Consider the following 22,542-nt stretch of genomic DNA (forward strand, 5'->3'; position numbering starts at 1 on the left):
TCGCCGTGCAATTTTTAACGTAATAGTTCTTAAATTATTTATTTCCATGGTGTTTGATATCGACATGATTAAAAAATTGTATGCGGCACTACCGGGTAAAGTGGAAGCTACCCGTAAGTTGTTAGGTCGCCCGCTTACACTGGCTGAAAAAATCTTATATGCTCACCTGTACGCTCCTGCTACTTCCTCTTTTGAAAGAGGCAAATCCTACGTAGAATTTGCCCCGGACCGCGTTGCCATGCAGGACGCTACCGCACAGATGGCCCTTTTGCAATTCATGACCTGCGGCCGTGCCTCAGTGGCAGTGCCCTCCACCGTTCACTGCGATCACCTGATCCAGGCGAAAACGGGTGCTGTAGAGGATCTGGCTACCGCTATCGACACCAATAAAGAAGTTTACGACTTTCTCGCTTCAATTTCTGATAAATACGGCATCGGTTTCTGGAAACCGGGCGCCGGTATCATTCACCAGGTAGTACTGGAGAACTATGCGTTCCCCGGCGGCCTGATGATCGGTACGGACTCCCACACCCCCAATGCGGGCGGCCTCGGCATGCTCGCCATCGGTGTAGGCGGTGCTGACGCGGTAGACGTGATGGCAGGCCTGGCATGGGAACTGAAAATGCCTAAGCTGATCGGTGTAAAACTGACCGGCAAACTCAGCGGATGGGCTTCCGCAAAAGACGTGATCCTCCGCGTAGCCGGCGTACTCACCGTAAAAGGCGGTACAGGCTGCATCGTGGAATACTTCGGCGAAGGCGCGGACAGCCTGAGCGCTACCGGCAAAGGCACTATCTGTAACATGGGTGCTGAGATCGGCGCTACCTGCTCCGTATTTGCTTACGATACCAAAATGAGCGACTACCTGAAGATCACCAGCCGTGCTGAAGTAGCCGCCCTGGCTGATGGCGTTCGCGAACACCTCCGTCCTGACGAGGCCGTGTATACCGACCCTTCCAAATTCTACGACCAGGTGATCGAAATCAACCTGGACGAGCTGGAACCTTATGTGAACGGTCCTTTCACCCCGGATCTGGCATGGCCCATCTCCAAATTTGCACAGGCCGTAAAAGAGAACAACTGGCCCGAAAAGCTGGAGGTAGCCCTGATCGGTTCCTGCACAAACTCCTCTTACGAAGATATCAGCCGTTCAGCCTCCCTGGCCAAACAGGCGATCGATAAACAACTGAAAGTTCAATCCGAGTTCACCATCACTCCGGGCTCCGAACTGGTGCGTTATACCATCGAAAGAGACGGCCTGCTGGATACTTTCGACCAGATCGGCGGTGTGGTACTGGCTAACGCTTGCGGCCCCTGTATCGGTCAATGGGCCCGTCATATCGACGATCCCACCCGTAAGAACTCCATCATCACGTCTTTTAACCGCAACTTCGCCAAACGTAACGACGGCCTCGCCTCTACCCACGCGTTTGTTGCTTCCCCCGAGATCGTGACCGCACTGGCTATCGCCGGCAGCCTGTCCTTCAACCCGCTCACAGACACCCTGAAGAACGTGAACGGCGAAGATGTGAAGCTGGACGAACCGACCGGTTTTGAACTTCCTCCTAAAGGCTTCGACGTGAAAGATGCCGGTTACCAGGCTCCCGCCGAAGACGGCAGCGGAGTACAGGTGATCGTATCCCCTACTTCGGACCGTCTCCAGCTGCTGGCACCCTTCTCCGCATGGGAAGGCGTGGACCTGAAAGGTCTGAAGCTGCTCATCAAAGCAAAAGGGAAATGTACCACTGACCACATCTCCATGGCAGGCCCCTGGCTGAAATACCGCGGCCACCTGGACAATATCTCCAACAACATGCTCATTGGCGCGGTAAACGCGTTCAACGACAAAACAGATACCGTTAAAAACGAACTGACCGGCGAATACGGCGCGGTTCCCGCCACACAACGCGCTTACAAAGCCGCAGGCATCGGTTCTGTAGTAGTAGGCGATGAAAACTACGGTGAAGGTTCCAGCCGCGAACACGCTGCCATGGAGCCCCGCCACCTTGGCGTCCGCGCGATACTGGTGAAATCTTTCGCACGTATCCACGAAACCAACCTGAAAAAACAGGGTATGCTGGCGCTCACTTTCAACGACAAGGACGATTACGAAAAGATCCAGGAAGATGACAACATCGACATCCTCGGCCTGACCGAATTCGTTCCCGGCAAGCCGCTCACCGTGGTGCTGAACCACAAGAACGGCACGCAGGACGCTATCACCGTGAACCACACTTACAACGAACAACAGATCGAGTGGTTCAAAGCAGGTGGCGCGCTCAACGTGATCCGCGCACAGTTTGCAGCTGCAAAAAAGAATTAAGTAATTAATTCCCGATATTTAAAAAGGCCGTTCCGCAAGGAATGGCCTTTTTTCGTTTATACTAAAACGTTACTGACGGTACTTACTGAGCGAGGGAAGATTACAAATGACAAATATCGCAAGGAGCAGAAAAGAATACGGCTGAAAGCTGATTTCCAGGCGGCCTATGCCAATAAAAAGGGAGTAGATCGCAGGCGTAAACCCCAGCACATTAAAACAGCCCAGCAGGATGATCCCCAGCGTGATCACTTTGCCTGCCCGGGGTTTGAACTTCGCGGCATAACAAATGATATTGGCCAGGGTCAGGATAATAGCCGCATAGTGTTTTGCCTGGAGGTTTATGGTTGTTGTTAGCGCCATGTAACCAGTATACAGGAGCGTGCCGGCAATTACGGCCAAAGGTATATAAGGGATAATTTTCTTCATGATTCTGTTAAAATAATACCGAAAGATAACAATTCCCACCATACATTCCCCTCTGGCCCACTATTTGCAAAATCAACTGTATTACCCATCATCCCATTGTATACCGACCATGCACACAGAAGAGATCAAAAAATACTGGACGCTCCTCTCCCATCGCACCACGGCACATTCCACCGCCCCCGGCGCCGCCATTGAAAGGATCATCCGGCAATACAACGCCAACGGAAGGCATTACCACAACGTGGAGCACCTCAGCGACCTGATCTGTTTCCAACAGCAATACGCACCCCTGATCATGGACAATGACAGCATGATCTACGCCATCTATTTCCATGACATCATTTACCGCGTAACCCGTAAAGACAACGAGCTGAAAAGCGCCGAGGAAGCAGCCGCCTATCTCACTAAGATCGACTACCCGGAAGACAAGACCCAGAAAGTCTATCGTTTTATACTGGCCACCGCCGGCCACCAGAACCCCATGGCGGACCCGGACCTGGATTTCCTGCTGGACTTCGACCTTCATATCCTGGGCGCACTACCCGAGCGGTATGATGCCTATACGAAGCAGATACGCCGGGAATACAGCATCTATCCCGGTTTTATGTACCGTAAAGGCCGGAAAAAAGTACTACAGCATTTCCTGGCACAGCCGGGCATTTACCGCACGGCCGCCTTCCGCGAAAAGTATGAATTAAAAGCAAGGGAGAACCTTGAAAGAGAACTGGAATCGCTTGGATGAACTAGTCAAAGATCGCCGGGAGAATGGTTTTCTTCAGCTTAAACCGTTTTACCAGGCTAAAACGGATATTGCCCGTCCCGAAGGTCTGGATGTGTTTTGTACCGGGCGCAGAGCCGCGTGTGCCCATGTCCGTATAATGCAGCCCGAAATAATAATAACTGGAATTATAACCCGCGGCAAACCGGATGGTATTGTTCAGCTGAAGCCCATACCCGCTTTCATGGGGCGTTCCGTCGTTGAACCGGTTGACTGTACGGTTTGCGCCGATGCTGCCGATGACAGAGGCGGTTACAAAAAAGTATTTGGCGATCACCAGTGTGTAGGCATACCCGGCATTGACGGCGAGGCTGAGCTGTGAAGTACGGTTGAAAGTAGAGCCGCCAAAGAAGCCGTCTGTTCGTGCTTCAGCAGGCACCAGTGCTGAATCTCCGCGCATTTCCCATACAAATATCTCACCGCCCGCCAGGAAAGAACCCGCGCTTTTTTTCTGGTATTCGTTCTGCATAAAGGCGGCGCGATAGGAAAATTTCCTGTCGTTGAAGACGTACTGCACGTTCAGGCCAAGGTCGCGGTTGATGATGTCCGGGCGGAAGGATACCGCTTTCTGGGCGATGCCATTGCTGATCCTCCTGGCGGTTTCCGCCTGGTAAAACCCTTCGTAATACTGGCCGTAAAAGTCCACGACCAGCTTGCGCAGGTAAAGATGCGCCTGGAGATCGAGGAATTTTGTCTTGCCGTATTTATCATCGTCGTCGTTGATGAAGGGAAGATTAAAAGCGAAGTTCACGCCGAGCCATTTGTAATTGGCCCCGAAACCTACGTTGTTATTGGCATTGGGCCTGTACTGCACTTCTTCGTCGATGTTTTTGTCCCGCATGTCCCAATACGTGTATTTACGGGAGCCCAGCAGCCTGACGGTGAGGTCATTCGTATGGTCCTCCACGTAATTGCTGTCGTTTTCCGTGAAAAGCCATTTGAGAACGGGGCCTTCCTGGGCTTTTACAGCGCCTGCGCAGAGCGACAACATCAGTATGGATGCTATTACGGGTACTTTCATAAACAGTCTGTAGGTGTCGTAAATATAACAATCAGTCGGGCAATTCGATCACTTCAAGGTTTTTGATCTCACCATTCAGCAGGTCGAAACGCACGAGCGTCTTCACTTTGTGCCAGCCCTGCTTTCCGCAGGCGCCGGGATTAATATGTAACAATTGTAGTGCCGGATCGGGGATAACTTTGAGAATATGGGAATGCCCTGCTATAAAGAGTTTCGGGCGCTTCTGCCGGATGTAGGGTTTTATTTCCGGGGTATATTTGGGAGGATATCCCCCGATGTGTGTCATCCACACCTTCACGCCTTCGCAGATGAACAGGGCGTGCTCGGGATACCTGGCCCTCAGTTCATGCCCGTCGATATTGCCGTACACGGCCCTGAAAGGCTTAAACGCCTCCAGCTGGTCTGCCAGTTCGATGCTGCCGAGATCCCCGGCATGCCATATCTGGTCTACATTCTCAAAATAATGGAACACTTTCGGGTGCAGGTAACCGTGCGTGTCAGACATCAGGCCGATCTTCATCCTGCGAATGTAGAAAACTATCTTGTAAAATAGTTCATCACCGTTTCGAACACCAGCGAGGCCGCCAGCCTGGCTGTACGCTGGTCCTGGTCCAGTGAGGGGTTCAGCTCCGCGATGTCCGTCCCGGCCAGTTTACCGCTGCGCAACACCGTCCTGAAGCAGTCCAGGAAAAGGGCATCGGGCACGAGGCCGTTATAGGCCGTGGCGCTCACACCGGGCGCGTATGGCGCGGCAAACACATCGAGGCAGGTAGTAAGGTAAATATGGTCCGTACGCTGGATAAACGCCTGGATCGCGCTGATCAGCCGCTCATGGTATTTCTGTTGGAACAGGGATGCGGGGAGATGATCCGCGCCAAACGCCTCCGCGGTTTCAAACAACTTCGGCGTATTACTGTTCTGCTGAATGCCCAGCGCCAGGTAATGGAAAGGTATTTTCTCCGCCTGCCGCTCCTGTGCTATCTGCCAGAAACCTGTGCCGGAACTGGGGCCGTTCTCATCAGGCTCCCGTATATCAAAATGCGCGTCAAAATTGATGATACCGGTCTGCGCCTTATCGCCAAAAAAACGACGGATGCCTTTTTCATGACCGTATGTTATTTCATGACCACCCCCGAAAAGCACGGGCAGGTAACCCGATCCCAGTATATGGCTCACCGTGGCGGCCAGCGCATCCTGCGCCATTTCAAGCTGGCGGCCGTCGCAGGCGATAGTACCCGCATCCGCGAGTATATGCCCGCTGAAATGAACCGGGAAGCCGGAACAGGCTTTCCGCAATGCTGCCGGACCTTCCACAGCGCCCGTCCTTCCTTTGTTCCTGCGTACGCCTTCATCGGAAGCAAAGCCGAGAAATGCAATGCCTTTCTGCCCCTGGGCCAATGCGGGCAATGGCTCCCGTTCGAGATTGACGGGCCTGATCACCTGGTGCCAGCGGAGCACCCCGGGCTCCTCCCCGTCCGTTCTCCCCTGCCAGTTACCCACGGCGGGAGGCTGATAACATACGAGTGTCATAGATCTTGTTTTGTCATAATGTTACACCAGCTCACCGTCCTTCCACACAAAAGACGGTTTCATACGTCCCTGGTAATAGAGAATGTCCCGGTAATCGCGGCAGGGATAAGCCTGGAGATCGGTACCGCCGCGGGTGATGCCGAGTGCTTTGTCCGCACGGAACGTAAGCCCGGCGAACACTTCGGCGGTGGATAGTTTTTCCGCCGCGCTCATGACGGCGGCCTGCATCAGCAGGTCACCCATCGGCGCGGAGCCCGGGTTCCAGTCGCTGGCAATAGCCATACAGGCGCCCGCGTCCAGCAGTTTGCGCGCGGGTGCATAATGCATGCCCAGGCCCAGGGAAGCGCCGGGCAATACCACCGCTACCGTGTCCGAAGCAGCCAGCCTGCGGATATCTTCTTCTTTTGATGCTTCAAGATGGTCCGCGGACAATGCGCCCGCTTCCACCGCCACACCCGATCCGCCGCTGCTGAACTGATCCGCGTGCACTGTTATACGAAATCCTTTTGCCGCGGCCGCTTTAAGGAACGGCCTGGAAGCGGCAACAGAAAAAGCAGTCTCTTCGATGAATATATCCACCCTTTCGCATAAATGTTCTTCCTGTATGGCGGGCAATAATTCGTTTAATATCCATTGCAGGTAAGCCTTTTCGTCGCCGTCAAAATCACGGGGACGGATATGCGCGGCCAGGCAGGTAGGCACCAGCGATGCTTTTGTATACAGATCCGCCTGCCGGATGGCGCGCAGCATGGTCAGCTCCGATTCGAGGGTCAGGCCATAACCGCTTTTTACTTCAATAGTAGTGATCCCGTCTTTCAGATGCCTGTCCGCCCGCGCCACGGTGTTCTCCGTCAGTTCGGTGATGAGCGCTTCGCGGGTTTTGGTAACGGAATCCCAGATACCGCCGCCCGCGCGGGCAATGTCCAGGTAAGACTTTCCGGCGATGCGCATGGCGTAGTCGCGGCTCCTGGTGCCGGCAAAACAGATATGCGTATGGCAATCCGTAAAACCCGGCAGCAATACCAGCGGTTCATCCATATACTCAACATCTGCCATGGGATGCTGTTTACGGAGATCGTTAAAATTCCCGCAGGCCAACATCTTACCCTCCTCTATCAGTACACCCGCTTCCGGGATCACTTCCAGCATTTCGTCCTGCAAAGCGCCTTTGAGCGGCAGGCCTGTGAGCGGTAACGCCTGGATAAATGGGCCAATGAGTTTCATATGCAGCGTTGTTTCGTTTTGAATTTACAATCCCAGCCCGAACTGGTCCCGCACTTCCATCGCTTTTTCATAACCGGCATCCGCATGACGGAAGATGCCCATCGCGGGATCGTTGTACAGCACCCGTTTCAGGCAGGCCTCCGCGCGGTCCGTACCGTCCGCCAGCACCACCATGCCCGCGTGTTGGGAATATCCCATGCCTACGCCGCCGCCGTGATGGAAAGACACCCAGGTGGCGCCGCCCGCCGTATTGCTCATGAGGTTCAGCAGGGTCCAGTCGGAAACCGCGTCCGATCCGTCTTTCATCGCTTCCGTTTCGCGGTTGGGCGAGGCTACGGAGCCGCAGTCCAGGTGATCGCGGCCGATCACGATGGGGGCTTTTACTTTGCCACTGCGCACCAGCTCGTTGAAGATCAGGCCCGCTTTTTCCCTTTCGCCCATACCCAGCCAGCAGATACGCGCGGGCAATCCCTGGAAGGCCACACGCTCCTGCGCTTTCAGCAGCCAGTTGTGCAGCGGCTGGTTGTCCGGGAATGCTTCCATCAGCGCACGGTCTGTTGTATAAATATCTTCAGGATCGCCGGAAAGGGCCACCCATCTGAAAGGACCTTTGCCTTCGCAGAACAGCGGGCGGATATATGCAGGCGTAAAGCCGGGGAAGTCAAATGCATTTTTTTCACCGCCTTCCCGCGCGAATTCGCGGAGATTGTTGCCATAGTCGAAAGTGACAGAGCCGCGCTTTTGCAGCTCCAGCATATATCCTACGTGGCGGGCCATGCTTTTGAGGGATAGTTCCTTGTAACCGGCAGGATCGTTTTTACGGAGTGCCGCCGCGGCTTCAAGACTGAAATTGTCGGGCACATAACCGTTGATCGGGTCATGCGCGGAGGTTTGATCGGTAAGAATATCGGGGATGATATTGTCGCGGAGCAGTTTCTCCAGCATATCGCCCGCATCGCTCACCAGGCCTACCGAAAGCGCTTCGCCATGGGCCTGCGCTTCTTTGATCCATTGAATGGCTTCTTCGTAAGAATGCGTCATGCGATCCAGGTACTTTGTATCGATGCGTTTCTGTAAACGTGAAGGGTCCACATCCGCGCCGAGGAACGTAGCGCCGGCCATGGTAGCCGCCAGCGGCTGTGCGCCGCCCATGCCGCCTATACCCGCTGTAACGAGCAGTTTACCTTTCAGGTCACCGCCGAAGTGCTGGCGGCCGCATTCCACAAAGGTTTCGTAAGTGCCTTGCAGAATGCCCTGGGTGCCGATATAGATCCAGCTGCCTGCGGTCATCTGGCCATACATCATCAGCCCTTTTGCGCGAAGCTCGTTGAAGTGTTCCCAGGTGGCCCATTTGGGCACCAGGTTGCTGTTCGCCAGCAGCACGCGCGGCGCCTGCGGATGCGTGCGCACGATGCCCACCGGTTTACCGGATTGTACCAGCAGCGAATGTTCTTCATCCAACGTAAGCAGGCTTTGTATGATCTGCTGCAATGCTTCGCGGTTGCGCGCCGCCTGGCCGATGCCGCCGTATACCACCAGCTCGTCCGGGTTTTCGGCTACTTCGTGGTCAAGGTTATTGAGTAGCATACGCAAAGGCGCTTCCGTCTGCCAGCTACGTGCGTGCAGCGTTGTGCCACGCGGGGCTTTATAATGCGGGTGTGCCGCGTAGGTATTAAGAAAGTCTGAATTGTTCTTCATACGAACCGTTTAAATTGATCTGGTGAGCCGCGGCGGCTTCATTCGCCGCGCGTACAAATGATTGATCCGCGATGATCTTATGCAGGGCGTTGATGTCGTTCGCAAAGATGCGGTCCTTCTTTGCAAAGCTGACCCTGCCGCGCACAAACTGATGGCAGGCTTCGAGCACCGGCGCGGATTGCAGCGGCCTCCTGAAGTCAATCGCCTGTGTGGCGTACAATAATTCAATAGCAAGGATGTATTCAAGATTGCCGATCACCTGGAGCAGCTTGCGCCCGCTGATGGAGCCCATGGACACATGGTCTTCCTGCCCCAGCGAAGTAGGCACACTGTCAGCGCTTGCGGGGAAACAAAGCGTTTTGTTCTCCGTTACCAGCGCGGCCGTGGTGTATTGCGGTATCATAAAACCGGAATTGAGGCCGGCATCTTCGATCAGCAGTTTGGGTAAGCCGAAGCGCCCTTCGATCATCATATAACAGCGCCGGTCCGAAATATTCCCCAGCTCGGCAGCCGCCACTGTAGCGTAATCCAGCGGAAGCGCCAGGGGCTGGCCGTGGAAGTTGCCGCCGCTGATGGTGTCTTCTTCGGAAAAGATAATGGGATTGTCGGTCACCGCATTCAGCTCGATGGAAGTAAGTTCCGCCAGGTGTTTCCAGGCGGTGCGGGAGGCGCCATGCACCTGTGGAATGCAGCGTAAAGAATAAGGATCCTGTACGCGGCCGCAGTCCGCATGCGAAGCCATGATCTCGGAGCCTTTCAGCAAGGTGTCCAGCCGCTGGGCCACCAGCTGGTTGCCCGCGTAAGGCCTGATGGCGTGCAGCCTGGGGTCAAACGGTTTGGCCGTGCCCATCAGCCCTTCCAGCGACAGCGCGCCGATGATGTCCGCCGCTTCCAGTGCATTGTACAGCCTGGCCACGGCAGTTACCGCAAAGGAAAGGATAAACTGTGTGCCGTTGATCAGCGCCAGCCCTTCCTTGGGGCCGAGTATCACCGGTACTTTGTTTTCCTGCTGAAGCACTTCGCCCATGGGCATTACGCGGCCTTTGTAATACACTTCCCCCAGGCCGATCAGCGGCAGGAAAAGATGGGACAAAGGAGCCAGGTCACCGGAAGCGCCTACGCTTCCTTTCTCAGGCACCAGCGGCGTAATACGCTCGTCGATATGCCAGATGATGCGCTCCACCGTGGCCGGGTTCACGCCGGAATACCCCTGCGCAAGCGCTTGTACTTTGGTGATGAGCATCAGTCTTGCCACGTCTTCGGGGATGGGTGCGCCTATGCCTACGCTGTGGCTTTGAAGGATGTTGTACTGCAGCGCCCGTGTGTCTTCTTCGGATATTTTGGTATCACACAGCGGCCCGAAGCCGGTGTTGATCCCGTATACCGTTCTGTGCTCCTGCACAATGGCCTGTACATGCGCGTGGCTGGTGTTGATGCGTTGCATCACGGAGGGGGAGATGATCCCCCGGATGCGCCCCGCGGCAATGTCCAGGGCGGTGGCTACCGTCAGGCGGTCTTCGCCGTACTTAAATACCTGGCTCATGAATGGATTGTTTTGGTGTGGATGGGCATGGCGCGCATGATGCGCCCGGCCAGCGGATCGCTTTCCACCGCCCGTTCCAGCGCGCCTATCGCTTCCAGTATTTTACTGCTTTGTTTATTTTCCGTAACCAGCTCTTCCATGGCCGCTTCGATGCCTTTCCATACAGGCAGCACTTCCCCGAGTAGCTCGGTCCCTTTTTTGGTGAGCACCACCCATTGGCGGCGGCCATCTTCCTCGCAGCGGCTGGTTTTTACCAGCCCCTTCTTTTTCAGATTGGTGATCAGCTGGCTCACCGCGGAATGGGACACTTCCAGCTCGGTGGCTATGTCCATCAGCGTAAGCTGGTTTTTGTCCGACAATAAATAGAACAGGGGGAACCAGCTGGCATCAAAGGCGATGCCCGCCTGTGCGTACACTTTGTTCACCTCGGCGAGGAAGTATTCGCTCAGCCGCCGGAGGCGGCTGCCGAATATCAGGTAACCCAGTTTTGGATAGAAGCTCATGTAATTATATAAGTGCTTATATAATTTACAATATTAAGAAATCCGGCACATACTGCCCGGATTTTTCAGGGTTTATTTTTTCTTAACATCGAACCAAACGTCTGATTTGTCTTCCACGTCCCCATTGTAGTTGATGGAGAGCTCTTCGCCCTTTTTGATATCACGGCGGGTTTTGATGGCCATGGTTTCGGCGTCAAAATCCATTTCGTATTCGCAATTGGGCTCGTACGCGTGGTTGTAGATGGAGCAGAAGCCAAGTGCAATACAGGAGCGGGTTTCCCTTACACCCCAGAGGAAGATGTAGTTATGGAGCTTTGTTTTGTCCACGACCCCGGTGTCTAAATTGGACAGCACGAGCACGGGGGAAACTTCGATAGTAGTGCCAGCAGGGATGGGTTCTTTGGTGAAAACACCACGACCTTTTTCTTTGGTCTTCTGAATGTACAAGTACGGCTTGATCATAATCTCACGTAATAAATAACGAAGGCGTAAAGTAACACTAATACCTTCAGTTATCAAAATAACGGTGAATGATATTATTTTTGCAGGTATGATCAACTATAACCCTCGCGAATGGTTCACCTTTATCTTCCGCATCCATAAGGCAGACACGGTAAAAAAGCTGTTCCCCATGTTCTGCGCCATTGCCATATACTCCGCTGCTATTGCCTGGCTGGAACTGGAAGTGTTCAAGCTGTCCGAGAAGGACCACATCAAAAACATCACCAGTATGCACGGCCTGCTGGGCTTCGTGATCTCGCTGCTGCTGGTGTTCCGCACCAATACGGCCTACGACCGCTGGTGGGAAGGCCGCAGGCAATGGGGCGCCCTGGTGAACAACAGCCGTAACCTGGCTATGAAGATACAGGCCATGCTGCCCGCCGGCCACCCGGCCGCGGCATTTTTCCGCACCATGATCCCCAACTATGCCTATGCGCTGAAGGACCACCTGCGGGGGGAGCACCATCCTTCCAAGCTGGAAGGCATGAGCGCGGAAGACCTGGAAAAAATGGGGACCGGTATCCATATCCCGAATTACATTGCCACCCTGATCCTAAAAAAAGCCAATGAGCTTTACCGGCAGCAGGTGATCTCCGGCGAACAGCTGATCACGCTCAATACACAGCTGGAAGCATTCGCGGATATCTGCGGGGCCTGTGAAAGGATCAAAAACACGCCTATCCCCTTTTCCTACAGCGTGTTCCTGAAAAAATTCATTTTCTTTTACGTGATGACGCTGCCGATGGGTTATGTATTCGGCCTCGGTTACCTCGTCATTCCTATGGTGGTGTTTATATTTTACGTGCTGGCCAGCCTCGAGCTGATCGCTGAAGAAATTGAAGACCCCTTTGGCAAGGACGCGAACGACCTGCCCACTGAAATGATCAGCGCCAATATCCGCAAGCACGTACAGGAGATATTGTAATTGCCTATTTTCGCCCAGGAGAAGAGATTTATGGAAAACACCGCATTACTGGAAAGGTTTGAACAATTGCTCAAAGAGCAGGATCACCGGGAACTGAAAACATTCCTGGACGACCAGCTCATTACGGACATTGCCGAACTCATATACGAATTACCGGACGATGCGGTGGAGATCATCAATCATCTAACCTTCAGCCGCGCCGCCGCGGCTTTCAGGATCCTGGAATTCCCCACCCAGGAAGACATCATCCGCGCACTGCCCGCCCATAAAACGGCCGAGCTGATGAATGAGCTGCCGCCGGATGACCGTACCGCTTTCCTCGAAGAACTGCCCAGCCAGGCCGTACAGGAACTGATCAAACTACTGGACCCCGAGGAAAGAAAAGTGACGCTCGCCCTTCTTGGTTACAAGGAGAACAGCGTGGGCCGTATCATGACGCCCGATTACATCGCGGCCAAATCCCACTGGTCCGTGGCCCAGGTGCTGAACCACATCCGCATGTACGGCCGCGATTCCGAAACCATCGACGTGATCTATATCATCGACGATGACGGCAAGCTGCTGGACGACTTCCGGATCCGCGAGTTCCTGCTCGTATCGCAGGAGACCATGGTGCAAACCCTCATGGACGACCGTTTTGTAGCCCTGCATGTGAACGACGACCAGGAAGAAGCCATCCAGGTATTCAGGCTGGAAAACCGTGTGGCCCTGCCCGTAATAGATGTTCATGGCGTAATGCTGGGCATCGTGACGATAGATGACATCCTCTGGATCGCGAATGAAGAACATACGGAAGACATCCAGAAGATCGGTGGTACCGAGGCGCTGGACGAACCTTACCTGGACATGCCGCTGATGCGCCTGCTCAAAAAAAGGGTAGGCTGGCTCGTGATCCTCTTTATCGGCGAAATGCTCACCGCCTCCGTCATGACCTATTTTGAAGATGAAATTGCCAAAGCCGTGGTGCTGGCCCTGTTCATCCCGCTTATTATTTCCAGCGGGGGCAACAGCGGTTCACAGGCATCCACGCTCATCATACAGGCCATGGCCCTTGGGGAACTTACCATCAGCGACTGGTGGAGGGTGATGCGGAGGGAGATATTGTCCGGCATCATGCTGGGTAGTGTGCTGGGGGTGATCGGTTTTATACGGATACTCGTCTGGAATTCATTCTTTCATACGTACGGCAACCATACCGTGCTGATAGGGCTTACGCTGGGGGTATCCCTCATTGGCGTGGTGCTCTGGGGAACGCTTTCCGGCTCCATGCTGCCGCTGATCCTGAAGCGCGCGGGCGCTGACCCCGCCAGCTCTTCCGCGCCCTTTGTGGCCACGCTGGTGGACGTTACGGGACTGCTGATCTATTTCAGCGTAGCGTATATTTTCCTGAAGGGAATCCTGCTTTAATACCTCTTTTCCACCAGCTCCGCCTTCTGCACCCCTTTGTGAATAATAAAGAGGTTGCCATAATCCTTTTCGGAGATGGAATCCATTTTGGGTTTTGCATTAAGGCTTTTGATAAGCGGGATCAATGTGTTGCTGTGGCCCACCACGAGAATACGTTTGCCCCAGTCTCCACGGCGGCTGATCTCGTATAAAAGCGATTCACCCGTGGAGTCCGGCTGGTAAAAGGCGGTATCCACTTTTCCCAGTATCCTCAACGAATCGCCGGTTTCGACGGTACGTTTAAAAGGGGTGGTATAAATGCGGCTGATGGCCGAATCCTTTAATATCCGGTAGAGTTTCCCCGCCCGTTGCCTCCCCTCTGTGGTAAGCGTGGAGTCCCGCCCGGGATTTTTTTCCGCGTGCCGCACCAGGAAAAAGGTGCCCGTCAGGAAAGTACTGTCTTCAGCCACCGGCGTGGTTGCCCGCTCCGGCTTTTTAGACTGGCCACACGCGGCCATTACACCCACCAGCATCATACCGGCTATCATTTTACGCATCATTCGTGCAGGGTTTGTTATTATCTTGTGGCATCAAATTAAAAAAAATTATTCACTATCAACCATACGCTCTTTAAAAGACATTTGTACTGATGAAACGAATATTACTACCTGCCCTGGCGCTCCTGCTTTCCGCCGCCTCCTATGCCCAGTCGCTGACCATTGAAAAGATCATGCGCGACCCAAAATGGATCGGCACTTCCCCGGACAACCTGTTTTGGGGCGCGGACGGTAAAACCGTTTACTTTTCCTGGAACCCGGAAAAAGCCGCCGCGGATTCACTTTACAGCATCAGCCTCACACAGCAGTCTCCCCGGAAAACGCTGCCCGCGGAACGCCAGCACATCCAGGCAATGACCAACGCCAGCTACAACAATGCACGCACCCAGATGGTCTACAACTGGCAGGGCGACATATTCCTCCGGGATATAACCAGCGGCAAAGAAACGCGCATCACCCGCACATCGGAGCTGGAAACCGGCGCCGAATTCGGGTTTAACGACAGCCGCATCCTTTTCCGCCGAAACCGCAACATCTTCAGCTGGGAAATACAGACCGGGCTGATAGAACAGCTCACCGACTTCGTCAACGGCGCCAAACCCGCCGAACGTTCAGAAACGCTGAACGCGCAGGACAAATACCTGAAAGCGCAGCAGCAGGAACTGTTCCAGGTACTGAAAGAGAAAAAAGCGAAATCGGACGCCGCCACTTCCTTCAACAAAAGCCTGCCTAAAAACGAGCAGCTGCGCAGTCTCTACCTGGACGACCGCTCCCTCAGCGACGTCAACGTAAGCCCTGACGGCCGCTTCATCGTATACCGTGTATTCCGTGAAGGCGGTCCGGGAAAAGGCGCCATGATACCCAATTTCGTAACGGAAAGCGGCTTCACCGGCGAGCTGCGCACCAATGCCAAAGTAGGCACCCCGCAGCCTTCTTTCGAATCCTTTGTGTTCGACCGCCTGAAAGACACCGTGCTGCCCATCAAAACCTCGCAGATACCCGGCATCAACGATAAGCCCGATTACCTGAAAGATTATCCCGGTAAAGACACCGCGAAAAGAGCGCCCCGTGGCGTAATCATCAGCGGCCCTAACTGGTCGGACAAAGGCACCTATGGCATCGTGAATATCCGCTCGCAGGACAACAAAGACCGCTGGATCATGCTGCTGGACGCAGCCACCGGCACCCTGAAACTCCTGGACCGCCAGCGCGACGAGGCATGGGTAGGCGGGCCCGGCATCAGCGGGTACAGCCTCGGCTGGATCAACGAGAACACCTGCTGGTTCCAGAGCGAAGCCACCGGTTACTCCCACCTGTACACCTGCAACGTGGTTTCCGGTCAGAAAAAAGCCCTCACCCAGGGCCGGTACGAAGTGCAGGATACCGAACTGTCCAAAGACAAACAATACTTTTACATCACTACGAACGAAGTACACCCCGGCGAAAAACAATTCTACCGTTTACCGGTAACCGGCGGCAAAGCGGAGCGTATTACTTCCATGACCGGCGCGCATACCGTAAGCCTGTCACCGGATGAAAAATGGATCGCCTACCGTTATTCCACCTCGAACAAACCCTGGGAAATGTACCTCCAGGAAAACAAAGCCGGTGCAAAACCCATGCAGATCACGAACCTGGCTATGACGGACGAGTTCAAATCGTACCCCTGGCGCGAGGCGAACGTAGTCACCTTCAAAGCCCGCGACAACCAAACTGTATACGCACGCCTGTATACGCCGGACGCGGCCAAACGCAACGGCGCAGCCGTAGTGTTCGTACATGGCGCCGGATACCTGCAAAACGCCCACAAATGGTGGAGCCAGTACTACCGTGAATACATGTTCCACAACCTGCTCACAGACCTGGGCTACACCGTGCTGGACATCGACTACCGGGGCAGCGCCGGTTACGGCCGGGACTGGCGTACCGGCATTTACCGTCACATGGGCGGCAAAGACCTGACGGACCAGGTGGACGGCGCGCGTTTCCTCGCACAGCAGCATGGCGTGGACGCTAAACGTATCGGCATTTACGGCGGCAGCTACGGCGGCTTCATCACCCTCATGGCCCTGTTCACCACCCCTGACGATTTCGCGGCGGGCGCGGCGCTCCGCTCTGTTACAGACTGGGCGCATTACAACCACGGGTACACCTCGAACATCCTGAACGAACCTTATACGGACAGCATTTCATTCCACCGCTCCTCCCCCATATATTTCGCGGAAGGCCTCAAAGGCCACCTGCTGATGTGCCACGGGATGGTGGACACCAATGTACATTTCCAGGACATCGTGCGGCTCTCGCAGCGCCTGATAGAGCTGGGGAAAAACGACTGGGAACTGGCCGTATACCCCGTGGAAGACCACGGCTTTACCGAGCCCGCCAGCTGGACGGACGAATACAAACGTATACTCAGACTATTTGACGGCGTGCTGTTAAAAAAATAGGACAAACTTCCTGCGGGATGAACATACACCCCCAATAACGCGTTGCAGTGCCCCATAGGCACTGCAACGCTATTTTCAGTATATTTGAAAGCATCATCATCCCCCGGGTCCTAATCATGAAATACTTGCAAAGAAGTGTACTGGTGTGCCTGCTCCTGGCCACGTGCAGCGTCGGGTTTGCGCAAAACAACCAAAAATACCAGGGCCTCCTCTGGGAGATCACGGGCAAAAACCTGGCGAAACCCTCATACCTTTTCGGAACCATGCATGTGAGCAACAAGCTCGCCTTTAATCTCAGCGATTCTTTTTACCACTGCATCCGCAATGCGGACGTTGTATCTCTCGAAACAGACCCTCAGCAGCTACAGGAAGATTTTTCCAAAAGCAAGATGCTCATGATCAGCAGCAGCTACATGAACACGCTCAGCCGCCGCTCACTCATGCCCCGCGACGCCTTTACCATCAGCTCTTACGGGGACCTGGTGCGCAACGGCCTCACCTACCGCCCCGAAATGATCAATCACCTGCTGTACCGCTCCTTCAGCTCGCAGGAAGATTTTGAGGAGGATACTTTCCTGGACATGTACATCTACCAGGTAGGCAGCAAACTCGGCAAAAAAGCCACCGGCGTGGAAAGTTTCGAGGAGTCCGAAAGACTGATGCTGGAAGCCTACCGCGACGCAGCGAAAGAGTCCAGAAACAAAAGGAATAATTCTTCCTCCTACGATACCAACCCGGCGGAAACGCGCAACCTGCTGAACGATGCGTACCGCCGCGGCGACCTGGACCTGCTGGATTCACTGTCCAGCAAACAGAACAACTCCCCCGCTTTCCTGGAAAAGTTCCTGTACAAGCGCAATGAGAACATGTTCAAAGTGATCGACTCCATCATCCGGAAACAAAGCCTGTTCGCCGGTGTGGGCGCCGCCCATCTCCCGGGCGAAAGAGGGCTGATCTACATGCTCCGCAAAGCGGGTTATACCGTAAGGCCCGTGAGCATTGCCAACCGGGACAGCGAGCAGAAGGACCAGCTGGAGAAAATGAAAGCACCCGTCGTGTTTCAGCCATACACTTCCCCGGACGGATGGATAAAGGCAGAGCTGCCCGGCAAACTCTACAACTTCAGCAATCTCACCATGCTGCAACAGTTGCAGTATGCGGACCTTGCCAACGGCGCGTATTATCTCGTAAGCCGTATCAAAACAAACGCCCTCAGTCTCGGGCAGTCCGAGGAGGACGTGCTGAAGAAAGTGGACAGCCTCCTGTATGAGAACATCCCGGGCAAGATCATTTCGCGGAAGGAGATCAAAAACAGCGGTTATTCCGGTTTTGATATCCGCAACCGCACCCGCCGTGGCGACCTGCAACGCTACAATATCTTTGTAACGCCCTTTGAAATATTCATCTTCAAGATCAGCGGCAATGGCGAATATGCGGCGGGCGAAGAAGCGGACCGCTTTTTTGCCTCCGTTCACCTGAAACCGGTGCCCGCACCGGAATGGGCCATGTACGATCCCGCCGAAGGCAGCTTTTCCGTTAAACTGCCCCATGCCCCCGTACATTCGAACAACGTGGCGCTGCGCTCCATGAGCAAAAGACAGGAATACGAAGCGCTGGATAAAAAAACCGGCAACAGTTTCCTGATCATCCGCAAAACCATTCCCGATTACAGCCTGCTGGAAGAAGATACCGTGGAACTGAGCTTTGCGGAAGAAAGTTTCCAGCAGTCACAGTTCATCAAACAGCAGAAGAGCCGCAGACTCTTTACCTGGATGGGCCACCCCTGCCTGGAGATCGTGAACCAGAATACAGACAATAGTTTTACACAAACGCGTTTCCTGCTGCAGGGACCGAATTATTACGTCTTGTCCGCCCGCTACCAGCATGATAAAAAAACCGCACAGGACTTTTTCAACACCTTCAGCCTCCGCAATCCGCAATACAACAACTTCCGTACACATAAGGACACCGCGCTTTATTTCTCCGTGCAAACCGCCGTGAAAGGCGAAGACAGGGATATATCAGAAGACCTGCTGGAAAATAACGGGAGTAATGAAGAATACACCGATTACCTCTACAGCGTTAAAGAACAGAAGTTCCAGTCCGACAGTACCGGCGAAACCATACATGTCACTTTCCAGAAGATCCACCGTTATTTCAGCGTAAAAGACAGCGCCGAATACTGGAACGACAAAGCCAAACAATTGTCCAACAACGGGGACCTGGTGATCCATTCAAAAAAATACGAAAAGCTGCCGGGCTGGGAAACCTGCCTGTACCAGATGCGCGATACCAACAGCACCAAAAATTTCCTTTACAAGGTCTACCTCCGTAAAGGCGCCGTATACACCCTTTCCGCCATCACGGACAATATCGCCGGCCCCTCTTCTTTCATCACCACTTTCTATGACACCTTCACGCCGGAAGACACCATGGCAGGCACTTCCATTTACCGGAACAAAACGCCGCTGCTGCTGGAAGACTTCTACAGCAAAGACAGCAGCTTCCGTAAACAGGCCCGCCAATCCATCGTGAACGTGAACTACCGGAACGAGGACGCCCCCGCGCTGATCAGGATGATCAAAGGCTGGAGCGCCACGGAGAAAAATTACTTCGAAGTAAAAACCGACATGATAGAACAGCTGGGCTCCATCAAACACCCGGACATCCTTCCTTTCCTGCGGCAGGCTTACCAGGCGGCCAACGATACTTCCGCCCTGCAATACGGCATCCTTACCGCTTTGCTGCACCAGCAGACGCGTGAAGCGCATGATGTATTCAGGGAACTCGTGCTGAAAGAGATCCCCGTATTCGGCGATGTGAACCAGCCATCCGGTTTGTTCACACCCCTGTACGATTCGCTCAGGCTCAGCGCCGCCCTTTTCCCCGACCTGCTGCAATTCACCGCGCTCACCGATTACAAGAACCAGGTGTATACACTCATGGCGGAGCTTACGGACAGCGGTTACCTCCACCCGGACGTATACAAAGAACAGATCAACCAGATCGCTTTTGACGCAAGGGTGAACCTGCAAAAACAATTATCGGCCGAGCAACGCATGGATGACAAAGACGAAGACAGGGAAGAGACCTATTCCATTTCAGTAGCCAATATGGAAAATTACCCGCTCCACAATTTCGCCATACTGCTGTTGCCCTACAAAGACACCAACAAGAATGCGGAGCGTTTCTTTTCCCGCTACGAAACCATGAAAAGCAGCGGCCAGCAGATCCTGCGTGCGCAACTGTATTTGCGCAACAAGCTCCCCGTACCGGACAGCCTGCTGGAAGACATCGCCGGCAGGGAAAAGTACCGCGTCAAGCTGTGGGAGGCCCTGGAAGAGATAGGCGCGGCAAACAGGTTTCCTAAGAAATATTCCAGGCAGGAATCTATAGCGCGCAGCATCCTGTACAACGCGGAAACTTACGATGACAAAATTGATACACTGGTGCTGCTGGGCAAACAGCAGACGATGCACCGTTTCCGCAAAGGCACCGTGTACTTCTACAAATACCGCGGTAAAGACGATACCCGCTGGCAGCTGGCCATCAGCGGCATGCAGCCGGACAACGAAAAAGAATGCAGCCCCGGCGATGCGCTCACACAGCTCACAGAACTGCCTTACCAGGCGGATAAACCATTGCCTGAACAGTTCACCAAAGTGATCCGGCACGTCAAATACCGGAACCGCTACGGCTGGGAAAGTCCTAATCAGGCGTTTAATATAGATTAACTGAAAGAGGCTGCCGGCGCGGCCTCTTTTTTTATTTGGCACAGAAGTCTTACTTTGAGCGCCTATTGTGAATTTATAACCTTCAAAACCTTATTGTATCCATGTGTGGAATAGTAGCCTATATTGGCCAGCGTGAAGCATACCCCGTCGTATTAAAAGGGCTGAAACGCCTTGAATACCGTGGTTATGACAGTGCGGGCGTTGCATTGCTGAATGGCGGGAATCTCAAAGTTTATAAGAAAAAAGGTAAAGTATCCGAACTGGAAGATTATGTGCTGGGCAAGGACCTCAAAAGCCATATCGCTATCGGTCACACACGCTGGGCCACGCATGGCGAGCCGAGCGACAGGAACGCGCACCCCCACCTGAGCGGGGACGGCAAGCTGGCCATGGTGCACAACGGCATTATCGAAAACTATGCGCAGCTGAAAAAGGAACTGCTGAGCAAAGGCCACCAGTTCACAAGCGATACGGATACCGAAGTGCTCATTCACTTCATCCAGGAGATCAAAAAAAGCAATGACTGCTCCACCGAAGAAGCCGTGCGCATCGCGCTGAAAAGAGTAGTGGGCGCATATGTGATCGTGATCGTGGACGAAGACAAACCGGACACCCTGATTGCAGCCCGCAAAGGCAGCCCGCTGGTAATAGGCGTGGGCAAAGGCGAGCACTTCCTCGCGTCTGACGCTTCGCCCATCGTGGAGTACACAAAAGAAGTAGTATATGTAAACGATTACGAGATCGCCATCCTCCGCGCGGATGAACTGATCCTGAAAAATATCTCCAACGAAATACAAACCCCTTACATCCAGAAACTGGACATAGAACTGGCGGCCATCGAAAAAGGCGGTTACGACCACTTTATGCTCAAGGAAGTATTCGAACAGCCACAGACCATTTTCGACAGTTTAAGGGGAAGGCTGGACGCTAAAGCGGGCAAACTTACGCTGGGCGGCCTCCGCGAACATATGGACATGCTGAAGGAAGCGCGCCGCATCATTATCGTGGCCTGCGGTACCAGCTGGCATGCCGGGCTGGTGGCCGAATACATGATCGAAGAACTGTGCCGGATACCGGTGGAAGTGGAATATGCTTCTGAGTTCAGGTACCGGAACCCCGTAGTGGGCAAAGGCGATGTGATCATTGCCGTATCGCAGTCCGGGGAAACAGCGGATACCCTTGTAGCCATGGAAAGCGCCAAAGAAAAAGGCGCGATCATCCTGGGCGTTTGTAACGTGGTGGGCTCCTCCATCGCCCGCCTGTCCAACGGCGGCGTATACACCCACGCCGGCCCCGAAATAGGCGTAGCCAGCACCAAGGCATTTACCGCCCAGCTGGCTGTACTGAGCCTGATAGGCCTCAAAATAGCCGAAGCCAAAGGCACCATCACCCCGCAGCGTTTCCAGCACCTGCTGGACGAGCTGGATGATGTTTCTGAAAAAGTGGCTACCGCCCTCAAGCTGAACGAACAGGTGAAAGCCATTGCCGAAAAATATAAAGACGCCCGCGACTTCCTCTACCTCGGCCGCGGCTACAACTTCCCGATCGCACTGGAAGGAGCGCTCAAACTCAAAGAGATCTCCTACATCCACGCGGAAGGTTATCCCGCCGCTGAAATGAAACACGGCCCCATCGCACTGGTGGACGAAAACCTGCCGGTGGTATTTGTTGCCACCAAAGACAGTTACTATGAAAAGATCGTGTCGAACATCCAGGAGATCAAGGCGCGTAAGGGCAAGGTGATAGCCATCACCACGGAAGGCGACCAGGTGATACCCGGCATGGCGGACGATGTGATCGTAGTGCCCGAAGCGGATGAACTGGTAGCGCCCATCATTTCCGTGATACCGTTGCAATTGCTGGCTTACCACATCGGCGTATCCAAAGGATATGACGTGGATAAACCGCGCAACCTCGCCAAGTCCGTAACCGTAGAATAGTATCCG

General features: G+C 54.0%; 17 protein-coding genes. 7 read left to right on the top strand and 10 right to left on the bottom strand.

Features of this window, described 5'->3' with window-relative positions; translation table 11 throughout:
- Positions 1 to 46 precede the first annotated feature (46 nt).
- A complete protein-coding gene (locus tag EG028_RS03820) occupies positions 47 to 2,323 on the top strand; it encodes an aconitate hydratase (protein WP_120515527.1) in 2,277 nt (758 codons plus the stop codon).
- Positions 2,324 to 2,392: 69 nt separating this feature from the next.
- Here EG028_RS03820 and EG028_RS03825 read toward each other — a convergent pair whose 3' ends face one another.
- Positions 2,393 to 2,749, bottom strand: a complete 357-nt coding sequence (locus tag EG028_RS03825; protein ID WP_120515526.1) for a hypothetical protein — start codon at positions 2,747 to 2,749, stop codon at positions 2,393 to 2,395.
- Between the two features lie 109 nt (positions 2,750 to 2,858).
- Between EG028_RS03825 and EG028_RS03830 the strand changes: the two genes are divergently transcribed.
- Positions 2,859 to 3,491, top strand: coding sequence for an HD domain-containing protein (locus EG028_RS03830; RefSeq protein ID WP_120515525.1), 633 nt, complete (start codon positions 2,859 to 2,861; stop codon positions 3,489 to 3,491).
- Between the two features lies 1 nt (position 3,492).
- Here the strand turns inward: EG028_RS03830 and EG028_RS03835 are convergent, their stop codons facing one another.
- The 8 genes from EG028_RS03835 to EG028_RS03870 form a co-directional block, all read right to left on the bottom strand.
- A complete protein-coding gene (locus tag EG028_RS03835; protein ID WP_120515524.1) occupies positions 3,493 to 4,548 on the bottom strand; it encodes a DUF4421 domain-containing protein in 1,056 nt (351 codons plus the stop codon).
- 31 nt (positions 4,549 to 4,579) lie between these two features.
- Positions 4,580 to 5,068 (bottom strand): metallophosphoesterase family protein, encoded by a 489-nt coding sequence (locus EG028_RS03840; protein ID WP_120515523.1) that lies wholly within the window; start codon positions 5,066 to 5,068, stop codon positions 4,580 to 4,582.
- 17 nt (positions 5,069 to 5,085) lie between these two features.
- A complete protein-coding gene (gene hutG, locus EG028_RS03845) occupies positions 5,086 to 6,078 on the bottom strand; it encodes a formimidoylglutamase (protein ID WP_120515522.1) in 993 nt (330 codons plus the stop codon).
- A 21-nt stretch (positions 6,079 to 6,099) separates the two neighbouring features.
- The gene (hutI, locus tag EG028_RS03850) at positions 6,100 to 7,302 is read right to left on the bottom strand and encodes an imidazolonepropionase (RefSeq protein WP_120515521.1); all 1,203 of its coding nucleotides are present in this window, start codon (positions 7,300 to 7,302) and stop codon (positions 6,100 to 6,102) included.
- A gap of 24 nt (positions 7,303 to 7,326) precedes the next feature.
- Complete coding sequence (hutU, locus tag EG028_RS03855) at positions 7,327 to 9,000, bottom strand: urocanate hydratase (RefSeq protein ID WP_120515520.1); 1,674 nt, start codon at positions 8,998 to 9,000, stop codon at positions 7,327 to 7,329.
- Positions 8,975 to 10,543, bottom strand: a complete 1,569-nt coding sequence (hutH, locus tag EG028_RS03860) for a histidine ammonia-lyase (RefSeq protein ID WP_120515519.1) — start codon at positions 10,541 to 10,543, stop codon at positions 8,975 to 8,977. The genes hutU and hutH overlap by 26 nt, the downstream gene beginning before the upstream one ends.
- The gene (locus EG028_RS03865; RefSeq protein WP_120515518.1) at positions 10,540 to 11,046 is read right to left on the bottom strand and encodes a MarR family winged helix-turn-helix transcriptional regulator; all 507 of its coding nucleotides are present in this window, start codon (positions 11,044 to 11,046) and stop codon (positions 10,540 to 10,542) included. Before EG028_RS03865 ends, hutH begins: the two co-directional genes overlap by 4 nt.
- A 72-nt stretch (positions 11,047 to 11,118) precedes the next feature.
- Entirely contained in the window at positions 11,119 to 11,508 is a 390-nt protein-coding gene (locus EG028_RS03870; protein WP_120515517.1) for an SET domain-containing protein, read from the bottom strand.
- A gap of 88 nt (positions 11,509 to 11,596) precedes the next feature.
- Here EG028_RS03870 and EG028_RS03875 point away from each other — a divergent pair, with 88 nt between their 5' ends.
- Both EG028_RS03875 and mgtE read left to right on the top strand, forming a co-directional pair.
- Positions 11,597 to 12,472: a bestrophin family protein gene (locus EG028_RS03875; RefSeq protein WP_120515516.1), complete on the top strand. Its 876-nt coding sequence runs from the start codon at positions 11,597 to 11,599 to the stop codon at positions 12,470 to 12,472.
- A 30-nt stretch (positions 12,473 to 12,502) separates the two neighbouring features.
- Positions 12,503 to 13,879 carry a magnesium transporter gene (gene mgtE, locus EG028_RS03880; RefSeq protein ID WP_120515515.1) on the top strand — a complete coding sequence of 459 codons (1,377 nt, stop codon included), beginning with the start codon at positions 12,503 to 12,505 and terminating at the stop codon, positions 13,877 to 13,879.
- Here the strand turns inward: mgtE and EG028_RS03885 are convergent.
- Positions 13,876 to 14,418: a histidine phosphatase family protein gene (locus EG028_RS03885; RefSeq protein WP_120515514.1), complete on the bottom strand. Its 543-nt coding sequence runs from the start codon at positions 14,416 to 14,418 to the stop codon at positions 13,876 to 13,878. The genes mgtE and EG028_RS03885 overlap by 4 nt on opposite strands.
- 89 nt (positions 14,419 to 14,507) lie before the next feature.
- Between EG028_RS03885 and EG028_RS03890 the strand changes: the two genes are divergently transcribed.
- The 3 genes from EG028_RS03890 to glmS all read left to right on the top strand — a co-directional run bounded on the left by EG028_RS03890 (position 14,508) and on the right by glmS (position 22,536).
- Positions 14,508 to 16,862, top strand: a complete 2,355-nt coding sequence (locus EG028_RS03890; protein WP_120515513.1) for a S9 family peptidase — start codon at positions 14,508 to 14,510, stop codon at positions 16,860 to 16,862.
- Between the two features lie 116 nt (positions 16,863 to 16,978).
- Entirely contained in the window at positions 16,979 to 20,596 is a 3,618-nt protein-coding gene (locus tag EG028_RS03895) for a TraB/GumN family protein (protein WP_120515512.1), read from the top strand.
- Positions 20,597 to 20,697: 101 nt separating this feature from the next.
- Complete coding sequence (gene glmS / locus EG028_RS03900) at positions 20,698 to 22,536, top strand: glutamine--fructose-6-phosphate transaminase (isomerizing) (protein WP_120515511.1); 1,839 nt, start codon at positions 20,698 to 20,700, stop codon at positions 22,534 to 22,536.
- Positions 22,537 to 22,542 lie beyond the last annotated feature (6 nt).

The sequence above is a fragment of the Chitinophaga barathri genome, from assembly GCF_003807585.1.
Classification (GTDB): domain Bacteria; phylum Bacteroidota; class Bacteroidia; order Chitinophagales; family Chitinophagaceae; genus Chitinophaga; species Chitinophaga barathri.